General features: G+C 71.9%; 17 protein-coding genes and 2 pseudogenes. 5 read left to right on the forward strand and 14 right to left on the reverse strand.

What is annotated here, in order from left to right:
• The 13 genes and pseudogenes from P1P75_RS10230 to P1P75_RS10290 form a co-directional block, all read right to left on the reverse strand.
• Positions 1-694 (reverse strand): Ada metal-binding domain-containing protein (locus tag P1P75_RS10230; RefSeq protein WP_319253768.1); only part of this gene is annotated, 694 nt, incomplete at its 3' end.
• Between the two features lie 80 nt (positions 695-774).
• A pseudogene (locus P1P75_RS10235) lies at positions 775-1,131 on the reverse strand (heavy metal translocating P-type ATPase); the annotation flags it as partial.
• A gap of 9 nt (positions 1,132-1,140) precedes the next feature.
• Positions 1,141-1,590: a hypothetical protein gene (locus P1P75_RS10240; protein ID WP_319253827.1), complete on the reverse strand. Its 450-nt coding sequence runs from the start codon at positions 1,588-1,590 to the stop codon at positions 1,141-1,143.
• Between the two features lie 275 nt (positions 1,591-1,865).
• Positions 1,866-3,278 carry a dihydrolipoyl dehydrogenase gene (lpdA, locus tag P1P75_RS10245; RefSeq protein ID WP_319253770.1) on the reverse strand — a complete coding sequence of 471 codons (1,413 nt, stop codon included), beginning with the start codon at positions 3,276-3,278 and terminating at the stop codon, positions 1,866-1,868.
• Positions 3,279-3,432: 154 nt separating this feature from the next.
• On the reverse strand, positions 3,433-7,335 hold the full coding sequence (locus tag P1P75_RS10250) for a glycoside hydrolase family 2 TIM barrel-domain containing protein (protein WP_319253772.1): 3,903 nt from the start codon (positions 7,333-7,335) through the stop codon (positions 3,433-3,435).
• Positions 7,336-7,503: 168 nt separating this feature from the next.
• The gene (locus P1P75_RS10255; RefSeq protein WP_319253775.1) at positions 7,504-11,772 is read right to left on the reverse strand and encodes a bifunctional nitrate reductase/sulfite reductase flavoprotein subunit alpha; all 4,269 of its coding nucleotides are present in this window, start codon (positions 11,770-11,772) and stop codon (positions 7,504-7,506) included.
• A 491-nt stretch (positions 11,773-12,263) separates the two neighbouring features.
• Entirely contained in the window at positions 12,264-12,773 is a 510-nt protein-coding gene (locus tag P1P75_RS10260) for an O-acetyl-ADP-ribose deacetylase (protein WP_150473459.1), read from the reverse strand.
• 282 nt (positions 12,774-13,055) lie between these two features.
• Complete coding sequence (locus P1P75_RS10265; protein ID WP_319253777.1) at positions 13,056-14,468, reverse strand: NAD(P)/FAD-dependent oxidoreductase; 1,413 nt, start codon at positions 14,466-14,468, stop codon at positions 13,056-13,058.
• A 172-nt stretch (positions 14,469-14,640) separates the two neighbouring features.
• On the reverse strand, positions 14,641-15,489 hold the full coding sequence (locus P1P75_RS10270; RefSeq protein ID WP_319253779.1) for an inositol monophosphatase family protein: 849 nt from the start codon (positions 15,487-15,489) through the stop codon (positions 14,641-14,643).
• A gap of 238 nt (positions 15,490-15,727) precedes the next feature.
• A complete protein-coding gene (locus P1P75_RS10275; RefSeq protein ID WP_319253781.1) occupies positions 15,728-17,554 on the reverse strand; it encodes a gamma-glutamyltransferase in 1,827 nt (608 codons plus the stop codon).
• 50 nt (positions 17,555-17,604) lie between these two features.
• Positions 17,605-17,815, reverse strand: a pseudogene (locus tag P1P75_RS10280) (integrase); the annotation flags it as partial.
• A complete protein-coding gene (locus P1P75_RS10285; protein ID WP_319253830.1) occupies positions 17,779-18,549 on the reverse strand; it encodes a hypothetical protein in 771 nt (256 codons plus the stop codon). The pseudogene P1P75_RS10280 and the gene P1P75_RS10285, both read right to left, overlap by 37 nt.
• Positions 18,539-19,075, reverse strand: coding sequence for a SigE family RNA polymerase sigma factor (locus tag P1P75_RS10290; RefSeq protein ID WP_319253783.1), 537 nt, complete (start codon positions 19,073-19,075; stop codon positions 18,539-18,541). The genes P1P75_RS10285 and P1P75_RS10290 overlap by 11 nt, the downstream gene beginning before the upstream one ends.
• A 247-nt stretch (positions 19,076-19,322) precedes the next feature.
• Between P1P75_RS10290 and P1P75_RS10295 the strand changes: the two genes are divergently transcribed.
• From P1P75_RS10295 to P1P75_RS10315, 5 genes are all read left to right on the forward strand, one after another.
• Positions 19,323-20,396 carry a sigma factor-like helix-turn-helix DNA-binding protein gene (locus P1P75_RS10295; protein WP_319253785.1) on the forward strand — a complete coding sequence of 358 codons (1,074 nt, stop codon included), beginning with the start codon at positions 19,323-19,325 and terminating at the stop codon, positions 20,394-20,396.
• Entirely contained in the window at positions 20,393-22,180 is a 1,788-nt protein-coding gene (locus P1P75_RS10300) for a transglycosylase domain-containing protein (protein WP_319253787.1), read from the forward strand. The genes P1P75_RS10295 and P1P75_RS10300 overlap by 4 nt, the downstream gene beginning before the upstream one ends.
• Positions 22,181-22,415: 235 nt before the next feature.
• Positions 22,416-22,616, forward strand: a complete 201-nt coding sequence (locus P1P75_RS10305; RefSeq protein ID WP_319253789.1) for a DUF2795 domain-containing protein — start codon at positions 22,416-22,418, stop codon at positions 22,614-22,616.
• A 162-nt stretch (positions 22,617-22,778) separates the two neighbouring features.
• On the forward strand, positions 22,779-23,195 hold the full coding sequence (locus P1P75_RS10310) for an SRPBCC family protein (protein ID WP_319253791.1): 417 nt from the start codon (positions 22,779-22,781) through the stop codon (positions 23,193-23,195).
• 294 nt (positions 23,196-23,489) lie between these two features.
• A complete protein-coding gene (locus P1P75_RS10315; protein ID WP_319253793.1) occupies positions 23,490-24,155 on the forward strand; it encodes a hypothetical protein in 666 nt (221 codons plus the stop codon).
• Positions 24,156-24,248: 93 nt separating this feature from the next.
• On the opposite strand, the gene P1P75_RS10320 is transcribed toward P1P75_RS10315, so the two are convergent.
• Complete coding sequence (locus P1P75_RS10320) at positions 24,249-25,775, reverse strand: NCS1 family nucleobase:cation symporter-1 (RefSeq protein WP_319253795.1); 1,527 nt, start codon at positions 25,773-25,775, stop codon at positions 24,249-24,251.
• Positions 25,776-25,903 lie beyond the last annotated feature (128 nt).

The following is a 25,903-nucleotide window of genomic DNA, read 5'->3' on the forward strand; positions in this document are numbered from 1 at the left end:
GTGTCGCGGTGGTGCCGGGCGGCTGCGTGCGGGGCGTCGGGGTGTGCGGTGGCGGGGCGTGCGGCGGCAGGGTGTGCGGGGGCGCGGTCCGCAGTGCCCCCGCGGTGGCGTCGTTCCGCTTCGAGGCGCGGGCGCGCAGCTCGGTCGGGGAGAGGGCGAAGACCTCGCGCACGGTGTCGTTGAACGTACGGACGGAAGCGAACCCCGCCGCGAACGCCACGTCCGCCATGGGCAGTGGGGTGGACTCGACCAGCAGGCGGGCGGTCTGGGCCCGCTGGGCCCGCGCCAACGCGAGCGGGCCCGCCCCCAGTTCGGCGAGGAGTTGGCGCTCCACCTGACGGGTGCTGTAGCCGAGGCGCCCGGCGAGGCCGGGAACGCCCTCACGGTCCACCACACCGTCGGCGATCAGCCGCATGGCGCGGGCGACGAGGTCGGCCCGACGGTTCCACTCCGGGGAGCCGGGGCTCGTGTCGGGCCGGCAACGCTTGCAGGCCCTGAAGCCCGCCTGCTGGCAGGCGGCGGCGCTCGCGTGGAAAACCATGTTCTCCGGTTTCGGCGCCACCACCGGACAGCTCGGCCGGCAGTAGATGCCGGTGGTCAGGACCGCGGTGAAGAACCACCCGTCGAACCGCGCGTCCTTGGACCGCACGGCGCGCACACAGCGCTCCCGGTCGGTGTACATCCCGTTCAGCATGTGGTCCAGCATCGGCCACCGGCCCGTCCGTCGCTGGCGAGAATCCGACATCGACCTCACCTGTCCAGCGCCGACGCCGATCACCCCTGCCAGGCGCGCTCCCGCAGGAGCCGCAACCCGTTGAGTCCGACCAGCACGGTCGATCCCTCGTGACCGGCCACACCGAGCGGCAGCGGAAGGTGGCCGGCGAGGTCCCAGAGGACGAGGCCGGTGATGAAGGTACCCGCGATCACCAGGTTCCGCAGCACCAGCCGGCGCGCGCTCCGCGAGAGCCGTACGACCGCCGGTACGGCCGTGCGGTCGTCGCGGATCACGACCGCGTCCGCCGTCTCCAGCGCCAGGTCGCAACCCGCCCGGCCCATCGCCGGACCCGAGCGGGCGGCGGCGGGCGCGGGTGCGTCGTCGACCCCGTCACCGACGAACAGCACCTTGCGGCCCGTGCCCGCTCACCTCCACCGGGCCCGGCCCGGCGGCCTCCCTTCCCTGTCGCCCGGCCCTGGCCGCCAGGTCGCCAGGGCCCGGATGACGAGCACGTCGATCGACATCACCACCACCGACCACACCGGCTCGTACGGCAGGAACAGGAACTGGGCGACGAGGCTGAGCGAGGCGAGGAGGACGCCGGGGAGACGGGCCCCGTCCGCGCCCCTGAGGAGGCCCGCGCCGGTGCCGGCGGCCAGGATGCCCAGGACGAGGTGGATCCAGCCCCAGCCGGTGAGGCTCAGCCCGTAGACGTACGAGCCGACCCGGGCGTACACGTCGTCCTCTGCGATCGCCGCGACGCCCTGGAGAAAGGCGAGGAAACCGCTGCACAGCATCAGCGTGCCGGCGAAGGCGACACCGCCGGTGAACGGGGCGTCCGACCCGGCCGGCGGGCGCGGGCCGCCGGGCGGCACGGACCAGGCCGTCCCGATCTCCGTCTGCGCGCTGCCGTGGGACCGCGCATCAGCGGACCGTCCGTGCGGCAGCCGTTCGTGCGACAGCCGTTCGTGCCCGGCCCGCTCGGCGTCCGGGCCGCCGACGCCGCCCGTGCCGCCCGAGGGGGCGCCGCAGTCCGCCATGGTGCTCTCCCTCGTCCGACGGCGGTTCCCCGGATGTCAGGACATCCCGGCCGTACGGCGAGGGCGAGCGCGGCGGGGCCGTCCGGGTGAACGGTCCCGCCATCGGCGACTCACATGTTGATCATGTGTCCGGCCAGGCCGTGCAGGGCCTCCTTGACGGCCTCGCTCAGGGTCGGGTGGGCGTGGACGTTGCGGGCGAGCTCGTGGACGGTGAGGTCCCACTGCTGGGCCAGGGTCAGCTCGGGCAGCAGCTCGGTGACGTCGGGGCCGATGAGGTGGCCGCCCAGCAGCTCGCCGTACTTGGCGTCGCTGATCAGCTTCACGAAGCCGGTGGTGTCGCCCAGACCGTGCGACTTGCCGTTGGCGGTGAAGGGGAACTTGGCGACCTTGACGTCATGCCCGAGGTCGCGGGCCTGGGCCTCGGTGTAGCCGAAGCTGGCGATCTGGGGCTGGCAGAAGGTGGCACGCGGAATCATCGCGTAATCGAGTTCCATGGTTTCCGCGTCGGCGAGGGTCTCGGCGGCGATGATCCCCATCGCCTCGGCGGCGTGCGCGAGCATCAGCTTGGCGGTGACGTCACCGATGGCGTAGATGTGCGGAACGGAGGTGCGGCAGTGGCCGTCCACGTCGACGGCTCCGCGCTCGGTGACCGTCACGCCGGTGTTCTCCAGGCCGTAACCGGTGACGTTCGGCGCGAAGCCGATGGCCTGGAGGACCTTGTCGGCTTCCAGTACCTGCTGGGAGCCGTCCTTGCCGGTGACGGTGACCCGGACCTGCGGGCCGGACTCGTCGATCGTCTCGACCCGGGTCGAGGTGAGCACGTCGATGCCCAGTCGGCGGTACTGCTTGGCCAGTTCGGCGGAGACCTCGGCGTCCTCCAGCGGCGCCATCCGGTCCAGGAACTCGACGATCGTGACCTTCACGCCGTAGTTGTGCAGGATGTAGGCGAACTCGATGCCGATCGCGCCGGCCCCCGCGATGACGATCGACTGCGGCAGGTCCTCGGCGAGGATCTGCTCCTCGTACGTCACCACCCGTGCGCTGCGCTTGGTGCCGGGCAGCAGCCTGGGCGTGGCGCCGGTGGCGATGATGCAGTGCTCGAACCCGATGGTGCGGGTCTCTCCGTCGTAACCGGTTACCCGAAGGTTGTGCGCATCGAGGAACGTGCCGCGGCCGTCGTACTCGGTGATCTTGTTCTTCTTCATCAGGAAGTGGACGCCCTTGACGCGGCCGTCGGCGACCTTGCGGCTGCGGCGGTAGGCCTCGCCGTAGTCGAAGGAGACCTCACCGTCGACCTTGATCCCGAACGTCTTCGCCTCACGGGTGAAGATGTGCGCGAGTTCGGCGTTGCGCAGGAGGGCCTTCGTCGGGATGCAGCCCACGTTCAGACAGACGCCGCCCCAGTACTTCTCCTCCACGACGGCAACACGTTTCCCCAGCTGGGCGGCGCGCACGGCGGCGACGTAGCCGCCGGGCCCGGCGCCGAGTACGACGACATCGAAGCGCTCGTCCTGCTCCACCATGGGACGTTCCTCTTCCTCGGTTGGCGATACCCGTTCCGTGGTGGATTGTTCCGCTCCACCGCGCCCACCGCCACAGAGATCATCACGATGTGTCCGGGATCGCCCTGGACAGGGGTCCGCCGGCGGCTGCACCGGCGGACCCCTCCCTGGACGGCTACTCCGTCGCCGTCGGCCGTCGCGAGGCCTCCATCGCCCGGTTGACGCGCTTCAGCGGACGCAGCCGGTAGCTGTACCCGTAGTCCCGGTCGGCGAACAGCTTGTACTCGTCGTGGGTGTGCGCCCCCCAGCTGTTGTCGCCGCCGACGCCCATCTGCCGGTGGTTCAGCCGTAGTACGACCTCGGGGCGCGGAGTGAGCTGGTAGTCGTGGCGGGCGCCGACGGACAGGTCCTCGGGCGTGAAGTGGGATGCGTTGACCTCCAGCAGGGGCTCTCCGGTGGCGAGCAGGCCGACGCCGTCACGGTCGGTGAGGGCGACCCAGCGCACGTCGGTCCTGTTGCCGTTCTCCTGCGGGCGGATGTACGGCGTCCACTGCCCGGTGACCGTCCCCGAGTGGAGTCCCACGTCGGTGCCGTTGTTGCGGTCCCAGTGGTTCTCCTCGGGCCCGCGCCCGTAGTAGTGCACGTACTCCAGGCGGGCCGGCAGAAACAGGATGCTCCCGACCTCCGGGAGGTACGGCAGGTTCGTGGCGCCGGGGTGGAGGGTGTGGTCGACCTTGATCTCGGCGTTTCCGAAAACGGTGTAGGTGGTGGAGTACGTCGAGGGTGTCGTGGTCGGCAGGGTGCCGGTGACCTTGATCTCGACGGCCCGGTCGCGCAGGGCGCGCACGCTCACACCGGTGACCGTGCGCAGGGTGCCCGCGTCGCGCCAGGTCCGGTTGCGGGTGTGCTGGCCGTTTCCGTGGTCGTTGTCGGTGGGCGCCCGCCAGAAGTTGGGCGCGGGACCCGAGGTGATCAGAAGGCTGCCGCCGGCCTCGTAGGAGGTGATGACGCCGGTGCGTTTGTCCACGGCGACGGAGAAGTCCCGGCCGGTGACGGTGACCGTCGTGTCGCCGTCCTCGTGGGTGAGGGCGGGAACGTCCCGGAGGGGGACGGGAGTCACGGCCGGGCTGCCCGCGTCGACCGGGAGCTGTTGCCGTGCCACCTCGAATCCCGCCTCGGCCCAGAGGGTGGACTCCTTGAGGGTGAAGGACAGTTCGAGGAAGTACTCGCTGCCCGGCGCCGGGGCGGCGGGCAGCTTCAGGGGGACGGTGATGTTCTTGGCGGACAGCGGCGGGACGTCGAGCTGGCCGCGGGTCAGCCTGCCCTTCCGGATGGCCTTCCCGTCGGCGACGAGCGACCAGCTCCCGTTGAACGCGTGGAGGTTGGTGAAGAGGTGTTCGTTGGTCAGCGTGATCGCGCCCGGTGTGCCGCCGGGCACCGGTGCGGCGTTGACGGCCTGGTGGACGCGCTTGACCTCGGCGGCCTTTCCGGTGTGGCCGCGGTCGGCGGTGAGGAGGCCGTCGGCGACGAAGTTGCCGTCGTTGGGGAGGTCGCCCCAGTCGCCGCCGTAGGCCAGGAAGGTCTTCTCACGCGGTTGCTTCTCGTCGACGGCGACGGTGGCCGCGTCGAACCAGAACCGCACGCCCTCGTCGCCGGGGCCGCGGCCGTCGTCGGCGAGTTCGGCCGCGGTCAGCGCGCGGGCGTATACGCGGGCGCGGCGGATGCTGCCGCTGAACTCGCGGGTGTGGTTGTCGGTGTCGTTGCCGAGCGCGAGCGGAGCGGTGTTGTCGGCGGGGCGGCGGGTGGTGGTGCGGGTGGCTCGCGGCAGGCCGTCGACGTACAGGGTGAGGGAGCCGGCGTCCGCGTCGAAGACGCCCGCGATGTGGTGTTCCCGGCCGGTCCAGTCCTCGGGGACCTCCCAGGTCGCGGTGATCCACTGGCCGCCGCCGTGGATGAAGAACTCCAGCGTCCGGTCGCTCTGCTTCAGCGCGTACTGGGTGTCGCCCTTGGCGATGATCGGCTGGTGGTAACCGGTGTAGCGGGGGGTTACCCAGGCTTCCAGGGTGAGGGAGCCGGTGAGGTCGAGGCGGGGGTCGCGGGCGAAGACGGTGGCTCCGGTGACGCCCTGGTCGCGGTCGAAGGTTCCGCTGGACGCCATGAGTTCACCCCGCAGCCGGGCGGGCCCGGTCTCGGTGAACAAGGTGCGCGCGGGAGTGCGCCAGTTGAGGGACTGGTCGACGAAGTCCCAGATCCAGCCGCCCTGGAGGACGTCGTAGCGGCGGACGAGGTCCCAGTACTTCTTGAAGTTTCCGGTGGAGTTCCCCATCGCGTGGCTGTACTCGATCATGACGTACGGCCGGGTGTCGCTGGTGTCCTTCGCCCGCTGCTCCACCCGTTGCGGGCTGTCGTACATCTCTGAGCGGATGTCGCTGATGCCGGGCCTGTCGTCGCCCTCGTACTGGATGACGCGGGTGGGATCGTAGGCGCGGATCCAGTCGTGCATGGCGGTGAAGGTGCTGCCGCCGCCGGCCTCGTTGCCGAGGGACCAGATGACCACCGAGGCGTGGTTCTTGTCGCGGTGGACCATGTTCTGGGCGCGGGCCACGCAGGCGGCCGTCCAGTCCGGGTGGTCGCCGGGATACTCCGAGCGGATGCCGTGGGTCTCCAGGTTGGTCTCGTCGACCAGGTAGAGGCCGTACTCGTCGGCGAGTTCGTACCACTGCGTGTTGTTCGGGTAGTGCGAGGTGCGGACGGAGTTCATGTTCAGCCGCTTGATGATCTTGATGTCCTGGATCATGTCGGCTCGGGTGAGGGCGGTGCCGCGGGCGGGGTGCATCTCGTGCCGGTTGGTGCCACGGAAGGAGACGGGGCGGCCGTTGATGCGCATCAGCCCGTCCTGGAGAGCGAACTCGCGCAGGCCGACGCGGTGGGAAAGGGTTTCGATCACCTTTCCTGCGGGGTCGCGCAGTTGCAGGACGGCGGTGTAGAGGTAGGGGTCCTCCGCGGACCAGAGGCGGGGTGAGGGCACGGCCTTCACGGCCCGCACGGACACCTCTGCACCAGGGGCGACGTCGACGGCCTGCCGGAGCGGCCGGGGCCAGACGGGATGCCCGCCGGCGTCGTACAGAAGCGTGTCGACGGTATACCGTCCACCGGATCCGCCCGCGTAGTCCCGCACGCTCGCCGTCACCGCCAGTTCCGCGGTGGTGTGGTCGGCGCCGAGCGGGGTGTCGAGCTTGAAGTCGCGCAGGTGGACGGCCGGGGTGGAGAACAGGTGGACCGAGCGGAAGATGCCGCTCAGCCGGATCATGTCCTGGTCCTCCAGCCAGTCGCCGTCGGAGTAGCGGTAGACCTCGACGGCGATCTGGTTGGTGCCCGGCTTCAGGTGCTCGGTGATGTCGTACTCGGCGGGGGTGAAGGAGTCCTCGTGGTAGCCCACGAGGTGACCGTTGATCCACACGTAGTGCGCCGACTTGACGCCCTCGAAGTGCAGGAACGTCCGCCGCCCGGCCCAGTTCCGCGGGACGGTGAAGGTCCGCCGGTACTGGCCGACGGGGTTGTAGCGGGTGGGCGCGGCGGGCGGCTGCGGGTCCTCGCCGTGGCCGTTGGGACCCCAGTACGGGTAGGTGATGTTGAGGTAGATCGGGCGGTCGTACCCGTGCAGTTGCCAGACCGAGGGCACGGGGAGGGTGTCCCAGGCGCTGTCGTCGAGGTCGGTGCGGTGGAAGTCGGCGTCACGGTCGTCGGGGCGGTCGGCGTGCGCGAACTTCCAGGTTCCGTCCAGGCTGAGCCGGTACGGGGAGCGGGTGCGGTCGGCGGCGAGGGCCTGGGCGAGGTTCGCGTACGGCATGAGGGTGGTGTGGGGTGGTTCGGTGCCGAGCCGGAAGACGTCGAGGTGACCGTTCCATTCCGGGGTCGCCTCCGCGGCGGCGGCGCGTCGGCCGGTGACGGAGCTGGAGCCGGAGAGGGCGAGCGCGCCGACCACGGCGGCCGATCCTTCGAGGAGACGACGACGGCTGACGACCACCCGCTGGGGGCGGTCCGGCCGGTCCATGGACGACACGTGCGGGTGCGACATGACCATGACCTTCCTCGGGACGAACCGTGCGGCTGCACGGGACAGAGGGTGCGTCCGATCCTGTCCGTTACTGTTGGGAAACCGAACACGGACGCGCCGACATTGGCCGAATATGAACTCTACTCGGCGCAACGCGACTTGACGGCGATCACGGGGAGTGACCAACTATCAGTAGATGTCCCGTACATACCGTTTGTCGGCGGACAGCTGCTTGACGTAGGCCGCCGCTTCGGTCTCCCCCAGGCCGCCGTGCACGACGGCGATGTCGCGCAGGGCCCGGTCGACGTCCCTGGCCATGCGCGAGGCATCCCCGCAGACGTAGAAGTGGGCGCCGTCCCGCAGCCAGGACCACAGCTGGGAGCCGTGCTCGCGCATCCTGTCCTGCACGTAGATCTTGGCGCGCTGGTCGCGGGAGAAAGCGGTGTCCAGGCGTTCCAGGGTGCCGTCGGCGAGCAGGGCGGTCAGTTCCCCTTCGTAGTAGAAATCGGTTGCCCGCTGTTGCTCGCCGAAGAAGAGCCAGTTCGGGGCCCGGTGGCCGCGGGCCCGGCGCTCCTCCAGGAAGCCGACGAAAGGCGCCACCCCGGTGCCGGGACCCACCATCACCATCGGGGTCGCCGGATCGGCGGGCGGCCGGAAGTGCGGTGAGCGCTGTACGTGCACCGGCACCTCGGTACCCGGCCCGGCGTCGGCGAGGAAGGGCGAACAGACACCCTGCCGGGGGCGACCGGTCAGGTTCTCGTAACGCACCACGGAAACGGTGAGCGAGACGAGGTACGGATCGGTGAGCGGGCTCGACGATATGGAGTACAGACGCGGCTGGAGCCGGCCCAGCACCTCGGCCCACTCCTGCGCCCCGGCTCGCACCCCGAACTCGGCGGCCACATCCACGGCCTGTCGCCCCCAGGACCACTTCGCCAGTTCACCCTTGTTGTCCGGGCGCAGCAGTTTGCGCAGTTCACGCGGGTCGCGGATGCGGTCGGCGGTGAAGCGCAGCAGGGCTGAGGTGATCCGCGTGATGTCGAGGTGGCGCAGCAGCGCGTCGTCGAGGGCGAGTTCGCCGACACCGTTCAGCCGTACCCGCGCCTGCGCGTCGAGACCGGTTACCGCAAGCCATTCCGCCACCAGCTCGGGCGAGTTGAGGGGACGGACACCGAGAGCGTCGCCGGCCTCGTAGACGAACGGGGTCGCGCTGTCGCGGGTGTCGAAGGTGAAACGGCGTACCTCCTTGCCGGAACCGGGCAGACTCAGCAACCGGTTGCCGACCAGGCGGGCGGTCACGGCGGCAGGGCGCCCGGACCGCCGCGCGCCCGCGCCCGCGCCTGCGTCGGCGGGCTGCGAAAGCGTGCCCGGTGCGGTGGGCAGGACGGGCGAGAGCCGCACGGCCGCCGCCACGGGTCCTACCGTCTCCCCGGCTCCCGCCGCTCCCCCGCCGTCCTCGGGCTCCGTCTCCTTGAGCGCGATGAGCACCTGGTGCAGCCAGGCGTCCGCCTGCGGCTCGTAGTCCGGTTCGCAGTCCGTGCGGGGCGCCAGCCGTACGGCGCCCAGCTCGTCCATGCGGTGGTCGAGCCGGCGTCCGTGTCCGCAGAAGTCGTCGTAGGAGGAGTCGCCGAGGGCGAGGACGGCGTAGCGCCGGCCGGTCAGGCGCCCGGCGCCGAGGCCTGCCAGGCCGTCCCAGAAGCCGGCGCCGTTGTCGGGGGCGTCGCCGTCGCCGAAGGTGCTGGTGATCAGGAGGAGATCGGCGTCGGAGGGCAGCGCGGCGGGGTCGGCCTCGTCCATGGCGACGACGGAGGCGGTGTGTCCGCCGGCGGCGATCCGGTCGGCGGTGGCGGCGGCGACCTCCTCGGCGTTGCCGGTCTGCGAGGCCCACAGGATCACGACGCGGCGTCCCGCGGGCCGCCCCGACGCGCCGCCCGTGCGGGTGTCGGTGCCCGCCGCGGCGCGGGAGTACATCCCCGCGAGGGTGCCGTTGACCCAGAAGGCGTGGCCGGGGCTGAAGGGCGCGTCCGGCGGCAGGACCGGCACGCCGGGGGCACCGGCCGGGATCCCGGCGAGGAACCCGACCAGATACTGCCTTTCCGGCTCGGTGAGGACGGGCGGCGGGGCCGGTTCCAGACCGAACACCGCTGCGGCGGAGGCGGCGGAAGCGGTGGGGCCGCAGACGGAGAGGGCGGACGCCGCGGTGGCGGGACGGAACACGGCCGGCGCCATGGCCGGTTCCATGGCCGGTTCCATGGCCGGCGTCCGCGCCGGGGCGGCGCCTGGTGCCTGCACGCTCACCGGCGTCGACACCTTGCTCAGCGACACCGCGCACACCTTCAGCTCCGGCTGGAAGGACAGCGGGTCGACGGCGTCGCTGGTCACGGCGTTGACGCTGAGGTACTCGCCGAACAGGTCGTTCCAGTGGAAGGGCGCGAAGCAGGAGCCGGGCAGGACCCGGCCGGTGACGACGGCGGGCAGCACGGCCCGGCCGCGCCGCGAGGCGACCTCCACCGAGTCGCCATCGGCGATGCCGAGCCCGGCCGCGTCCTCGGGGTGCACCTCGACGAAGGGACCGGGATCGAGCTTGTTGAGCTTGGCCACCTTCGCCGTCTTGGTCAGCGTGTGCCACTGGTGCTGGAGTCGGCCGGTGTTGAGGACGAACGGGTAGTCGTCGTCGGGCATCTCGGCGGGCGGGACATGCGGACGGGCGTGGAAGACGGCACGGCCGCTCGGGGTGGGGAAGGTGAGCGAACCGTCCTCGTCGACGTACCGGACGGGGTTGCGGCCGGGGCCGTCGGCCGTGGCGGCCGGCCACTGCACGGGGGTGGCTCGCAGCCGCTCGTACGTCACTCCGCGCAGGTCGTAGCCAGTCTGCGGGTTGTGGAAGCGCTTGATCTCCTCGAAGATCTGCTCGGCGCTGTCGTAGGAGAAACCGTTTTCGTAACCCATCGCGCGGGCGACGGCCGCGATCAGCCGCCAGTCGGCCGTGGCCTCGCCGGGCGGGTCGGCGGCGGGCCTGGCGAGGGTGAGGTTGCGTTCACTGTTGACCAGGACGCCCTCGGACTCGGTCCACAGCGCGGCGGGCAGGACAACGTCGGCGTAAGCGTTTGTCTCGGTGTCCGAGAAGATGTCCTGCGCGACGACGAACTCGGCGGCCTCCAGGCCCTCGATGACCGTGCGGCGGTTGGCGACGGAGGCGACGGGGTTGGTGCAGATGATCCAGCAGGCCTTGATGTCGCCGTCGGCCATCTTCTGGAACATCTCGACGGTGCCCTTGCCCACGCCGTCGGCGCGGATCGTGCCGGGCTCCAGCCCCCACCGGTCCTCGGCGAAGGCCCGGTCGGCGGCGACCAGCACGGACCGCTGTCCGGGCAGGCCGGGTCCCATGTAGCCCATCTCACGGCCGCCCATGGCGTTGGGCTGGCCGGTGAGGGAGAAGGGGCCGCTGCCGGGGCGGCAGATCTTGCCGGTGGCGAGGTGGAGGTTGACCAGCGCGTTGGTGTTCCAGGTGCCGTGCGTGGACTGGTTGAGGCCCATGGTCCAGCAGCTGGTCCACTCCCGCGCCTCGCCGATCAGCCGGGCCGCCTCGCGCAGGTCGGCCTCGGGGATGCCGGTGATGTCGCAAACGGTTGCCGGCGGGTAGTCGGCGAGGAAGGCCGGCATCGCCTCCCAGCCCTCGGTGTACGCGGCCACGAAGGCGGGGTCGGTGTGCCCGTTCTCGTGCAGAAGATGGAGGAGACCGTTGAGCAGGGCGAGGTCGGTGCCCGGCCTGACCTGGAGGAACAGGTCGGCCTTGGCGGCGGTGGCGGTGCGGCGCGGGTCGACGACGATCAGCCTGGCGCCCGCCTTCACCCGGTCCATCATCCGCAGGAAGAGGATGGGGTGGCAGTCGGCCATGTTGGAACCGATGACGAGGAAGACGTCCGCCCGGTCGAGGTCCTCGTACGAGCCCGGCGGGCCGTCCGCGCCAAGAGACAGCTTGTAACCGGTTCCCGCGCTTGCCATGCACAGCCGCGAGTTCGATTCGATCTGGTTGCTGCGCAGGTAACCCTTGACGAGTTTGTTCGCGAGGTACTGCGCTTCCAGGCTCATCTGGCCGGACACGTAGAGGGCGACCGCGTCGGGACCGTGCTCGTCGACGATCGCCCGCAGCCGGCGGGCGGTCTCGGCGACCGCCTCGTCGACGGGTGCCGGCTCGGGTTCCTCCCCGCGGTCCCGGCGGACCAGGGCGGTGGTGAGCCGGCCCGGTGCGGCGAGCAGGTCGGCGGTGGTGGCGCCCTTGGTGCACAGCCTGCCGCGGTTCGCCGGGTGCTCCTTGTCGCCGGACGCCTTCAGGACCGTACGGCGTCCGTCCGGGCCTAGGCCGACGTCGAGGACCAGGCCACAGCCGACACCGCAGTACGAGCAGACCGTACGCACCTTCGTCGTGCTGTCGGTCCGCGGGTCCGGCAGGGCCACGGGCGCCTCCTTCCTTGTGACGATCGGCCTGGTGAGAGCCGCTGCGAGCCTTCTGCGACGGTACGAACCGTGCATTACACAGGTGTCTCCCGGACCGGCCGCCGGGAGTTAATCCCGGCGCACAGCGGTTGGAGGGCGCATGTGAGCGGGTGGCCGTACGGCGGCCTGCACGGGCGTCCTCGCCGGGTGCACCGGACGGGGCCGGAGCGAGCCCGGCACGCAGCCGGAGCGAGCCCGGCACGCGCTCGGGGCCGTACCGGGTCACGCCAGGGTACGCACCACGGCTCGCGGCAAGCCCGCGGCCCTGACGATCATGGCCCGCACGCGTGCGAAGGACGCGGGGCGGGACGAAGCGGGGCGAAGCCGGCCGCGGCAGCCGAGGTCCACGTCGGCGGCCCCGCGTCGGTGTTTCGTCACCGAGGCGATGGTGTGATGTGTGCAGGGGAGGGCGTGTTTCCCGGTGACGGCACGAGGGGCCGGCCGGGCTCCCGTCAGACGGGTCGTGCGGCGAACGCCGTGTACGCCTGCTCGTCGAAGAGGACGAACCTGATCTCCTCGACGGCCGTCGGTGTCGCCCGTACGGTCTCCACGGCGATCCGTGCGGCGTCGTCCATGGGCCAGCCGTAGATGCCGGCGGACACGGCGGGGAAGGCGACCGTGCGGGCGCCCAGCTCGTCGGCGACGCGCAGCGACTCGCGATAGCAGGAGGCCAGCAGCTCCGAACGGTCCTCCTCGGCGCTGTGGCGGGGCCCCACGGTATGGATCACCCAGCGGGCGGGAAGCCGCCCGGCGGTGGTGGCGACCGCCTGGCCGGTGCGCAGGCCCTTGCCGTAGTGCGAGGCGCGGAGCTTTCGGCAGTCCTCGAGGATGGCGGGCCCGCCGCGTCGGTGGATGGCGCCGTCGACCCCGCCGCCGCCCAGCAGGGAGGAATTCGCGGCGTTGACGACGGCGTCCACGGCCTGCGCGGTGATGTCGCCCCGCACGAACGTGATGGCGGTCATGACGGTGGCCCTCTCTCGGCGTACCAGGGGTCCTGGGGCGCTGCCGCCCCGTGGCCAGTGGCCCTGGGGCGCTGCAGCCCCGTGGCCAGTGGCCCTGGGGCGCTGCAGCCCCGTGGCCAGTGGCCCTGCGCCCGCGGGCCTGTGTTCCCGCGTGCTGCGTCCCCGTTTGCTTGTGTTTCCGTGTGCTTGTGTTCCCGTGTCCGTGTGGCTTCCGTGTGCCCGTGCGACGCCGCTGCCACGACTGCTGCTACGGCCGCTCTACGGTCACTGCCACGGCTGTCGCTACGGCTGCTGCCGCAGTTTCCGCCAGACCGCCTTGGCCGCGTTGTGTCCCGACATGCCGTGGACGCCGGGGCCGGGCGGGGTGGCCGAGGAGCAGATGAAGACGGCCGGGTGCGGGGTGGAGTACGGGAAGAGGGAGAGCCTGGGCCGCAGCAGGAGCTGGAGGCCGGAGGCCGCGCCGGTGCCGATGTCGCCGCCGACGTAGTTGGCGTTGCGGGCGGCGAGTTCGGCGGGGCCGGCGACGGCGCGGGCCAGGACGCGGTCCCGGAACCCCGGTGCGAAGCGCTCCAGTTGGCGTTCCATGGTGTCGGTGAGGTCGCCGGTCCAGCCGTGGGGCACATGGCCGTACGCCCAGAAGACGTGTTTGCCGGCCGGGGCGCGAGTGGGGTCGACGACACCCGGCTGCACCGTGATCATGAACGGTCTCTCCGGTGGGCGGCCCTCGCGGGAGGCGGCGCGCAGCGCGGCGCCGATCTCCGCACTGTCGGCGCCGACCTGGACCGTGGTGGCGCGGCGGGCCTCAGCTGCGGTCCAGGGGACCGGGCCGTCGAGCGCGTAGTCGATCTTGTAGACGCCGGCGCCGTACCGGTAGCGCTCGTAGAAACGGCCGAGGCCGGCGATGCGGGCGAGGGCGGTGGGCGAGGTGTCGAAGACGTAGGCGCGGGCCGGGGGCAGGTCGTCGAGGCGCTTGACCTCGTAGTCGGTGTGCAGGGCGCCGCCCAGGTCTTTCAGATAGGCGGCCAGGGCGTCCGAGATGGCCTGGGAGCCGCCGCGGGCCACCGGCCAGCCGCGGGCGTGCCCGGCGAGCGCGAAGACCAGGCCGACCGCGCCGGTGGCCAGGCCGCCGAGGGGGGCCATGACGTGGGCGACGAGTCCGGCGAAGAGGGTCTTGGCCTTCTCGTCGCGGAAGCGGCGGGTCAGCCAGGTGGACGGGGGCAGGCCGACGAGGCCGAAGCGGGCGAGGGTGACCGGGTCGCGGGGCAGCGCTGTCAGCGGCAGGGACATGAAGTCCCGGGCCAGGACGTCCCACTTGGGCAGGAAGGGTTCGACGAGCCTGCGGTACGCGCCCGCGTCACGGGGGCCGAAGGAGGCGGCCGTCTCGGCCACCGAACGGGACAGCACGGCCGCGCTGCCGTCGGGGAAAGGGTGTGCCATGGCCAGCTCGGAGTGCAGCCATTCGAGGCCGTAGCGCTCCAGGGGCAGGGCGCGGAAGGCGGGTGAGTTGATGCCCAGGGGGTGGGCGGCGGAGCACGGGTCGTGGCGGAAGCCGGGGAGGGTGAGTTCCTCGGTGCGGGCGCCCCCGCCCACCGTGTCCCTGGCCTCGAAGAGGGCCACCGAGAAGCCGCGGCGGGCCAGCTCCACGGCGGCGGTCAGGCCGTTCGGCCCCGCTCCCACCACGACGACATCGAGCATCGACGACACCTGGACCCCTTCGTCAGCCGGCGGCCTCCGGGCTCAGGATATGCCGGGGGTACGACACGGTCGGCGGCGCGGTGGAACGTGGGCGGGGGACGCGCCCCCCCGGAGCACGGTGTGGGCGTCACAGGTGCCGCGGGGCGCGGCGTGGGCGTGAACTCGGGCGCGGTCAGGGGCGGGTGCCGGACAGGAGGCCGGCCACCAGCCGTGCCGTGGCCGCGTCCCGGGCGGCCGTGAACGGCAGGGTGTTGCCGCCCGTGATCCTGAACGGCTCGCCGGTGAGGGTGAGATGGGCGCCGCCCGCCTCCTCGACCAGCAGCAGTCCCGCCGCGTGGTCCCAGGCGGCCTCCCAGGAGAAGGCGGTGGCGTCCAACGCGCCTCTGGCTATGGCGAGATACTCCAGGCCGGCCGAGCCGCACGGGCGCGGGGCGACGCCGTCCGCCCACACGCCGAGCAGGGCGCGCTTCTGGGCGTCGGTGGTGTAGTCGGGGTGGGAGGTCGCCACCGTGAGATCGCGACCGGGCGCGGGCGGGCCGGCGAACAGCCGCTCACCGTCCAGGAAGGCGCCGCCGCCGCGCACGGCTGTCGCCAGTTGGTCGCGGGCGGGGGCGTACGTCCAGGAGGCCCGCACGACGCCGTGCAGGGCGAGCGCGACCAGGGTGCAGAAGCCTTCGTCGCCATGCACGAACTGCCGTGTGCCGTCGACCGGGTCGACGATCCACACCGGGGCGTCGCCCTGTATCGCCTCGTAGGTGGCCGGGTTGGCGTGCACCGCTTCCTCGCCGACGACGACCGAGCCGGGCAGCAGGGCGGCGAGGGCCTCGGTGAGATACAGCTCGGCGTTGCGGTCGGCGTCGGTGACCAGGTCGTGCGGGCCGGCCTTCTGGTCCACCTCGTGCGCGGCGAGCTGCCGGAAGCGCGGCATGATCTCCGCGGCGGCGGCCTTGCGGACCGCTTCCTCCACGTCACCGGCGTGGCGGGCGAGAAACTCGTCGATGGTTTCCGTATTTCCGATCATGTCTCCATGAGAACACGCCCCACTGACAATCCCCGCCCCGCCGGTGCACACCGGGTGGAATCGGGATGAAGAGCAGACGGAAGCCCTCCTTCCGGCGTCCCCTTCCTCAGCGTCCGACCGCTTTCCTCAGCGTCTCGCCGCGGCCCTGAGCCTCATCGCGACCCTCGCCCTCAGCACCTCACCGCAGCGCCTCAGCACCTCACCCCAGGGCATCCGCACCTCACCGCGGCCCTCCCCCTCAGCGCCCCACCGCGTACCCCTGCATCCCCCGTGGGTTCGCCGCCGCGGACAGGATTCCTGTCTCCGGGTCGCGGGCGACCGCGCACAGGCGGCCCTCGGACCAGGCGTCGGCGACGGTCACCACGTGGCCGCGCCCGCGCAGGTCCTCGATGACGGCACGGGGCATGCGGGACTCCACGGTCACGCTGCCCGGCCGCATGCCGCGCGGATAGAAGGAGCCGGGGAAGGCGTCGTTGTGCCAGTTCGGTGCGTCGATCGCGCCTTGCAGGTCGAGGCCGCCCCGCACACGCGCGCGTGCGGCGACGGCGAGGAAGAAGTGCAGCTGCCACTGGTCCTGCTGGTCGCCGCCGGGGCTGCCGAAGGCGAGGACCGGGACGCCGTCACGCAGGGCGAGCGACGGCGTGAGGGTGGTGCGGGGGCGGCGGCCGGGGGTGAGGGAGTTCGGCAGCCCCTCCTCCAGCCAGGTCATCTGCAGCCGGGTGCCGAGCGGGAAGCCCAGTTCGGGCACGACCGGGTTGGACTGGAGCCAGCCGCCGCTGGGCGTGGCCGCGACCATGTTGCCCCACCGGTCGACAACATCGAGGTGGCAGGTGTCGCCGCGGGTGGCACCGTCCGCGGCGGTCTCGGGCTCGCCCGGCACCGGCGACGTGGAACGCTTGGCGACGGTCGGCTCACCGGCGCCCATGGGGCCGAAGCCCGGCTCGTCCGTGGCCACCACGCGCGCGTGGGCGCTCAGCCGGGGCTCGCGTCCGCCGGGACCGCCCGGCCGCAGCTCGTACGACGCCTGGTCGCCGATGAGCGCGCGCCGGCCGGCGTTGTACGGCGCCGAGAGCAGCTCGGCGAGCGGAACCGGGGCCGCGTCGCCGTACCAGGCCTCGCGGTCGGCCATGGCGAGCTTGCAGCCCTCCACGAGGAGGTGGACGTGGTCGGCGGAGCCGTGTTCGGGCAGCTCGGGCGGGAGGAGGGCGAGCTGCTGGAGGAGGACCGGGCCCTGGCTCCAGGGGCCCGCCTTGCAGACGGTCCAGCCGTTGCGGTCGTACGTCGCCGGCGCCTCGTAGGTCGCGGACCAGGCGGCGAGGTCGGCGGCCGTGAGCGTGCCGGTGTGGTGCGTGCCGCTGGTGTCCAGGGTGGGTCGCTGTGCCTGGCGGACGAGGGCCTCGGCGATGAATCCGGTCCGCCAGACCTCCCGCGCCGCCTCGATACGTGCCTCCCGTCCCCCCGCGCCGGCGGTCTCGGCGAGGAGCCGCTTCCAGGTGGCGGCGAGAGCGGGGTTGCGCAGCAGACGGCCGGGGCGGGGTGCCTCGCCGCCGGGCAGGTACAGGTCCGCCGAGGACGTCCACTCGGTCTCGAACAGCTCGCGTACGGTCTCGACGGTGGCGCCGATGTTCTCCACGGGCGGATGCCCGTGCTCTGCGTATCCGACGGCGTACTTCAGGACGTCGTCGAGGGGCTTGGTGCCGTGGTCGCGGAGCAGCAGCATCCAGGCGTCGAAGGCGCCGGGGACGGCCGCCGCCAGGGGGCCTGTGCCGGGGACCAGGTCCAGTCCGAGGCCCCGGTAGTGGGCGACGGTCGCGCCGGCCGGGGCGACGCCCTGCCCGCACAGCACCCGCACCTCACCGCCCGCGGGGGCGACCAGGACGGGGACCTCGCCGGCGGGGCCGTTGAGGTGGGGTTCGACGACGTGCAGCACGAAGGCTCCGGCCACGGCGGCGTCGTAGGCGTTGCCGCCGTCCTCCAGTACGGCCATCGCCGCCTGCGAGGCCAGCCAGTGGGTGGAGGACACCATGCCGAAGGTGCCCTGGAGGGTGGGTCGGGTCGTGAACACAGGGCCTCTCACCTCGCTGTTTACGGGTACTGCCCCCGGACGGTGGGTACTCAGGACGGGTGCTGGGGAGAATCTGGGGAGTTTGCGCCAGGGACCTCCTCCTCCCGCTCCCCCAGAAGGCTATCGATCGCCCTGCGCCCCTTCCTCCCCCGCCTCGGGCATGAAGTGGGCGTAGTGGTCGAGGGTGATCGTCGGCGACGAGTGCCCCAGCCACTCGGCGAGGGTCACGACCGGCTCGCCCGCCTCGAGGACCAACCCGCTCCTTCCGCGACGGGCAGCGAGGCGGGGACTGGGGATACGACGTGTGCCTCGTCGGACGGGGACCCTGTGGCGCCGGGTGCCGTGGCCGAGGGGGTGGCTGCCGGCGTCGGGCCGGTCGTCACCGAGATGCTGGTGCCGAGGTGGATCCGCGCGTGGAACCACTGTGCGTCCTCGGCACCGAGGGCGATCACGGCGCCTCTGACGTCGTAGTCCTCCCGGGCCTCGATGTCCGGGGGGAAGGTGCCGACGTAGAGCGGGCCGCCCTTCCCGTCGCGCAACTCGACCACATGCACGACGTTCACCACGGTGCGGCCTTTGGAGGGCACGTCGACGGCCAGCGCTATCCGGACCGGCTTCGCCACGACCGTCATCGGGGTCGTGCTCGTGGACCCGGGCGGGAGGTCGAGAGTCGAGAGGATCGGCATCATCCGGCCGCCGAACGTGAGGTCACCGCCGGACAGGTCGAGCGTGCCGGAGACGGGTGCCGGGGCGGTTGCCGAAGGCGGGGCGGAACCCGAAGGTGTCATGGCGGGGGTTCGGCGCCCGGCCGGGTGGTCCGGGTCCTCGCCGAGATGCAGGGTCAGGGCGAAGCCCAGCAGCGCGAGGGTCGCGGCGGCACGGCGGCGGCGCCTGCGGCGCATCGCCCAGGCACGTGTCGCGGGGCCGCCGACGGTCGGAGCGGTCGCCCGGGCGGCGGCCAACTCACGGAGCGCGGCGGGAAGTTCATCGGACACGGCGGCTCTCCTTCCGGACCGGACCGTCGGCCTCGTCGACGGGTACGTCGGTCTCGTCGCCCGCGAGACGCTTCGCCAGCTCCGCCCGCCCCCGGGACAGCCTCGCCTTGACCGTCCCCACGGGCGCGCCGGTCTCGGAGGCTACCTGCTCCACACTCAGGTCACACAGATGGTGCAGGACGATCGCCATCCGCTGAGCCTGGGGCAGTTCACGCAGGGCGGCCACGAGCGCGGTGTGCTCAGGGCCCGGTCCCGGGGTGGAGTCGGGTGGCGGAGTGCGCCGTACGAGTTCCAGCCAGCGCCTCGCGCGCCGCCAGCGGCTCACCGCCAGCCGCATGGCCACCGTGCGGATCCACGCCTCGGGTGCGCTGTTCGACAGGAAGTGCTGTCGCCGGTCCCAGGCCCGTACGAACGCTTCCTGAACGACGTCCTGGGCCTCGCCATGGTCTCCGGTGAAGGCGTAGAGCTGTCCGGTCAGCCGGGGGAACGCGGTCGCGTAGAAAGCGTCGAACTCGTCCTCGGTCATGCCCCCACCGGAATCTCTGCCCTTTCCTTGCAACCTGGCCACCTCCGCCGTGCGTACAGGTCGCGTAGGTCGCGTAGGTCGCAGCCGGCGAAGCGCAACCCCACCGGGAAGACGGCGCACACGGGTTCCAGGCTCCCTCTTTCCCTGACGGTGTCGGCTCGCTGCCTGGTCAACCTACCTGCCCGACCAGACGGCCGGACGCATGCGTCCGGCCACGACCGAGTTCCCGAGCCGAAGGACCGCCCACGTGCCACCGACCCCCGACGTACTCCCCGTACTCCCCACCGCCGGCCACGACTTCGCCACATACTCCCGGACGCACTGGTCCCGGCTGGTCGTGACCGCCCGGCTGCTCACCGACGACCCCGGGGCCGCGGAGGAACTGGCGCGGAGAACGCTGGTGCGGATGGGCGCGCGGTGGCGACGCGTTCCGCGCAACGACGTGGATTTCCATGTGCGGCGCTGTCTGGTGCGTAACCACCTGCGCCGACCGCGCGGACGGCGGGCCGCGCGCCGATGGGCCGTTGTGGTGCTGCGGGTCTGGGAGGGGCTGGCGGACGCGGAGATCGCCCAGTTGCTGGGCTGCTCGGTGGGGGCGGTGCGTGCCCATGCCAGACACGGTCTGAAGAAGGCCGGCACCGACCCCGGGCAGCTGCGCGAGGTGTTCACCCGTGCCGCCCGGGACATCGTCCCGGGCGAGGTGCCGCTGACCGACCTTCAGGCAGGGGGCCGCCTCCGGCGACGCCGCCGCCTTGCCGTGGCCTCGGCCGCCTGCGCGGCGCTGCTCACACCCGTCGCCCTCCTCGCCGCCGACCGTCTCGGGGGTGGCGGTGCGCAGGACGGGACCTCCGGAGCCCGGCCGGCCAACGGCAGTCGTCAGGCCACGAGCCCGGTCCGGGTCGTGGCGCCGGGCGAGCGGGTGACCGCCGGGACGGGAGTGCGGATGTGGCTGACGGCCGACGGTGGGCACTGGTCGGTGCCCCTCCCCGGGGACGACAGCGACCGCCCGCTCGACGAGCCGGGCGTCTCCCTCCGGGTGGACAGCGTGAACGGCGGGTTCTTCCTGTCGGGCCTCTTCCACGGTCTGAGCGGTGATCCGGGCCGCGTCGAGGTGAGAACCGGCGACGGCGGCAGGACCACCGCGAAGGTCCTCGTCCTGGCGGGCAGCCCGGGGTGGGGCATCTGGTACGCGAGCACGCCACTGCACAGGAAGAACGTGCAGGCGCTCCTCTCCGTGGGCGGGGACGATCGGATCGTCACGGTGTACGACGCCTCGGGCAGGGTCGCCGCGCGATCGGACCTCGAGTGGTGGCGGATATGAACGTGACCGGAAACGGGACCCGGGACGGAAACGGGAACGGGCCGGACAGGCTGCCGCGACCGGCGCGCACGGCACGGCGACCGAGGAAGGGGAGGCTGTCGGAGCGCCGGCACCGCGAGCGCGCGCCGCTGCGGATCCGGTTGCGGCGCAACTGGGGCCGGCGGCTTCGCCGGTTGTTCTACGCCTTCCTCACGCTGCTCGCGACGCTGTGTGCGGCGGCCGTCGTGGCGTACCACCTGACGTCCATTCCGAAGCCACACCCCGAGACCGTCACCCAGAGCACCGTGTTCCTCGACTCGGACGGCGCCTATCTGGGCCGGCGCGGACCGGTCGACCGGCAGGACATCCCGTTGTCCGCGGTCCCCCGGCATGTGCAGGACGCGGTGATCGCCGCGGAGAACCGCTCTTTCCGTACGGACACCGGGATCTCGCCGCGGGCCATCGCGCGGGCCACGCTGGCGACGCTGACGGGCGGCGACCCGCAGGGCGGCTCCACCATCACCCAGCAGTACGTGAAGAACGCGCTGCTGAGCCCGGAACACTCGCTGTCCCGCAAGGCGCGTGAGGCGCTCATCGCGATCAAGCTGGACCGCACCCGCACCAAGGACGAGATCCTCGAGGGCTATCTCGACACCGTGTACTTCGGGCGGGGTGCCGCCGGGATCCAGTCCGCCGCGCGCAACTACTTCGGCGTGGACGCGAAAGACCTGACGGTCGCGCAGGGCGCCGCGCTGGCGAGCATCCTCAACATCCCCTCGTACTACGAGAAGGCGGGCTCCGATCCGAAGGTGACCGCGAAGCTGGAGAACCGCTGGGAGTGGGTGCTCGACGCGATGGCCGCGAGCGGGAGCATCACGGCGAAGCAGCGGGCCGCGGCGCGTTTCCCGGCGTTCCGGTTCTATCCGCCGGGCGAGACCGAGGGGCAGCGGCAGTACCTGATCGACGTCGCCGCGAAGGAGGCCGCCGACCGGCTCGGCATCACCGAGGACCGGCTCGCGAGCGGCGGCTACAGCGTGACGACCACCTTCGACCTGGCGCTGCAGGACACCGCCGCACAACTGGTACAGAAGCATCCCGGGGGCGCAGACGTGCGGGTGCACACCGCCATCGTGGGCATGGTGCCCGGCGACGGAGCGGTGCGGCTGCTGTACGGGGGCTCGGACTATGCGCGGCAGTCGTTCAACGACGCGGTGAACGGGGCGGTGGAGGCGGGGACGGCCCTGGAACCGTTCGGCGAGGTGGGGCACGCGGACGAGCCGTTGGGCAAGCTGCTGAAGACGGCGGCGCCGACCCCGCTGAACCTGGCATCGGCGTACGCGGCGGTGGCGGCGGACGGCAGGTACGCCACCGCGTACACCGTCGCGCGCATCACACGGGAGGGCCGCACCGTCTACCGCGCGCGTACCGACGTGCGGCAGGTCCTGGACGAGAAGGTGGCGCTGAGGGCGGGCGTACGATCGGGGGCCGGACCGACGCCCGTCGCCGTTGCCGTCGCCGCAGGCTCTGCGGAGGCGAAGGGTTTCGCCGTCGCCGGGGCGGGTGGCGGGATCACCCGGCGGACCGTGTGGGCCACCGGGTACGACAGTCGACTCACCCTGACGGTCGCGCTGTTCGCCGACCGGGCAGGCAGCCGGAAGGGTACGACGGTGCCCGCGCAGCTGCCGAACGAGCCCTCGCCGACGGACTTCGCACAGAGGGTGGCGGCGGGGACCTGGGAGGCTGCCACGAAGGGCGGGTCGAAGAGTGCCGCGGAGCGTGACGCGGCGGACCGACGGGAAGAGTGACGGCGGCGCATGGGCGGTGAAGCCGCCGTCGGCGAGACCGGGCATCTGCTCCAGGGCGGCCTGGAGCAAGCGTGCCCCGGCCGCGGCACCGCGACCCGGCCCGCCGCACCGCTGCCCGGCCGTCGCGCCATGGCCCGGCCGTCGGTCTCCCGGGGCGATTTCCGCCTCCGGCCGGTGGGTACCCGGGGCATCCACGCGCGGGTCCGCCTGCGCCGACGTACGTCAGGAGGCTGCCATGGCCGACATGAGCCCGATCGATGTGCAGAAGGCACTGAAGGGCGCCGACTACCCCGCCAGTCGCGACGACCTCGTCTCGCTGGCCCGCAGCAACGGCGCCGACGAGAAGGTCGTCGACAAGCTGTCGCACGCCGGGACGAAGAAGTTCGACGGTCCCAACGATGTGCAGAAGGCCATCTTCGGCAACGACCAGGGGTGACGACCGGGGGCCACCGCATCGACACGCCCGCCGAGGTCGCGGACCTGCCCAGCGGCTCGCCGCGCGCCTCGGCGGGACGGCGTCGCCCGACCTCGCGTCCGCGCCGGGCCGGCCCGGACGCGCGATCCGCCGTACGCACCCGAGCCGAGGACGGTACCGACCATGACCGAGTACGAACGTTCCCGCACCATGCCCGCGCCGCCCGAGCGCGTCTTCGACCGGGCCGCCGACCTCGGCCGGATGGACGCCTGGCTGCCGGACGCCCTGCACGTCGAGGCCGCCGGGGACCTGCCCGCCGTCACGGTGCACGAGGACCGTACCGACGACGACACCGCGGCCCTGCTGCGCGCGCGGCGCGAGCAGATGCGGCTGGAATGGGGCACCCGCGAGGGGGGCGGATACACGGGCTGGCTCCAGGTGGCCGGCATCGGCGGCGACACCAGCGAGGTGACCGTGCATCTGTCGTTCTTCGACGCCGGGCACGATCCGGGTGAGAAGGCGGTGAGCCAGGCCCTGGACACCAGCCTGCGACGTCTGGAGGAGCAGGTACGGCCGCCCGCGCACGGCCGCGGCGACTGAACGCCGGCCGAGACGCCGACGCAGCCGTGGACGTGGACCAGACAGCGGCGGGGACACCGACGGCGACGCCACTGAGATACTGAGATGCCGACCGGTCCGAGACCGTGCGTACCGGCCCCTGGCGGCCACTGCGGGCAGGGCGATGCCCCCGCCCTTGGCAGGAAATCCGCGTTCTCCTGTCACCGCGCCACCACGGAGCGAGTTCGCCCTTTCGCCGCACAGGCAGTCGTGTGAAACTGGCGTCCCCGTCCGCATCGTGGACCTCGTCCGCACCGTCCCCCACGAAAGTGCGCCGTGCGTTCTCTCCCACTGCCGCTCGCCCTCACCGCGCGACTGACCCCGGTGATCGTGCTCGCCTGCGCGGGCTGGGCGATGTCGTCCGGTCCGACCGACCCAGCCAAGGACACCGCGGCCAAGGACACGCAGAAACCCCGTTCCGAGTCGTCCGCGCCGTCCTCGACCGCGGTGACGAAGACGTACGGCGCCGCGCCCGCACCGTGCACGAGTGTGGCCGCCAAGACGGTGGGCTCTCTGGTGCCGGCCGCGAAGACGGCCGGCAAGGAGATCCCGTCGACGGACACGTCCCTGCGCCGTACCTGCTCCTGGAACGCCCTCAAGGGGTACGACTACCGGTGGCTGGACGTCTCGTTCGAGCTGGCGGAGTCCGACGACGACGCGGCGGCCTCGTTCAAGGACCGCACCACGGAGAAGGGCGGCGGCGGAGCCGTTCCGGGGCTCGGGGACGAGGGCTACTCGGTGGTGAACCTGACCACGGAGGACAAGCAGCAGACCCGTGAGGGCACCGTCATCGCGCGTGTCGGGAACGCGCTCGTCGTCGTCACCTACAACGGCAGCGACTTCGAGTCGAAGAAGGCTCCCAGCAGCGACGAGATCAACAAGGGCGCGATCAAGGCGGCGAAGGAAGCGGTTGCCTCACTGAAGGCCGCCGCGGTCAACTGAGGCCGCCCGGGAACGGGAAACGCGAACGGGGGCGGCGGCGGGGTTCTTTTCACCCGCCGCCGCCCCCGCCCGTGCTGCCTCCTTCCTCCCGCGTCACACGGCGGTCCTGTCACGTCCTCTCAGCAGCATCAACGCCAGGTAGAGCGCCATCGAGGTGCCCAGGCCCACCGCCCAGCCGTAGTCGGCCAGCGGCTCCAGCGCCGCGACGGGCCTGCCGTCGATCAGCGGCTTGAAGCTCGCGCCGCCGACGGCGAGGACACCGCCCACCACGAAGGCCACGACCGCCCGCCAGTTCCAGCCGGCGGTGTACCAGTAACGGCCGCCGGTCCGGTACAGGTCGGTCAGGTCGAGCTTGCCGCGGCGCAGGATCCAGTAGTCGGCGATGAGGATGCCGGCGACCGTGCCGAGGAGCCCGCCGACCAGGCCGAGCCAGGTGAAGATGTAACCCTCCGGGTCGGAGTACAGCTTCCACGGGAAGATCAGCACGCCGAGGACGCAGGTGACGAGCGCACCGGTGCGGAAACTGATCTTCCGGGGCGCGATGTTGGAGAAGTCGAAGGCGGGCGAGACCAGGTTGGCGGCGATGTTGACGGACAGGGTCGCCACCAGCACGGTCACCAGCGCGAACAGCAGGCCCACGACGTTGTCCGTCTTGGCGGCGAGCTGTACCGGGTCCCAGATCGTCTCGCCGTACACGGCCTGCGAACCGGAGGTGACCATCACCGACAGCAGCGCGAACAGGGTCATGGTCGTGGGCAGACCGAGGGCCTGTCCCCAGGTCTGCGCTTTCTGCGACTTTCCGTACCGGGTGAAGTCGGGGATGTTGAGCGACAGCGTCGACCAGAAGCCGATCATGCCCATGAGGGACGGCCAGAACAGCTTCCAGAAGTCGGCACCCCAGCCGAGCTTGGAGGGCTGGTCGAGCAACGGGCCGAAACCGCCTGCCTTGTTGCTCATCCAGATCAGCATCACGAGCGCGCCGACGAGGACGAAGGGCGCCGCCCAGTTCTCGAAGCGGCGGATCGTCTCCATGCCCCGGTAGATGATCGCCACCTGGAGCGCCCAGAAGATCGCGAAGGACAGCCACATGGTCCAGGGGTGGCCGCCGAACTCACCGGCCTCGCTCCAGCCGTTGCCGATCAGTTTTCCGGCCAGGAAGTAGATGGCCTCGCCGCCGATCCAGGTCTGGATGCCGAACCAGCCACAGGCCACCAGCGCCCGTACGACAGCGGGGAGGTTGGCGCCGCGGATGCCGAAGGAGGCACGGGCGAAGACCGGGAAGGGGATGCCGTACTTCGGTCCCGCGTGCCCGGTGAGCAGCATCGGCACCAGCACGATCAGGTTGGCGAGGGCGATGGTGAACACCGCCTGCTTCCAGTCCATGCCGACGGCGATCAGACCGGAGGCAAGGGTCCAAGAGGCCGTGTTGTGGGCCATGCCGACCCAGAGCGCGGAAAAGTTGTACGTGGTCCAGGTGCGCTTCTCGACGGGGACCGGCAGCAGGTCCTCGTTGGCGTAGGGGCCGCTGGGCGGCGGCGAACCAGGGGCGATCTCCACCCGGCCGTCGGCGAGGGTGACTTGAGAGGTCGGCGGTATGGCTGGGGAAGCGGTGTCGGTCATGGGCAGGCCAATCGAACGAGGTGGGACGGGAGAGGCCGTGCGGGCGGTGCCGGGGGGGTGCGCGGGGAAGGCGCCCTGGGCCCCCTTCCCGGGAACGACGGGAAGGGGGAGCATGAGGGGCGTCGGCG

The sequence above is a fragment of the Streptomyces sp. ID05-39B genome (assembly GCF_033794725.1).
Classification (GTDB): Bacteria; Actinomycetota; Actinomycetes; order Streptomycetales; family Streptomycetaceae; genus Streptomyces; species Streptomyces bobili.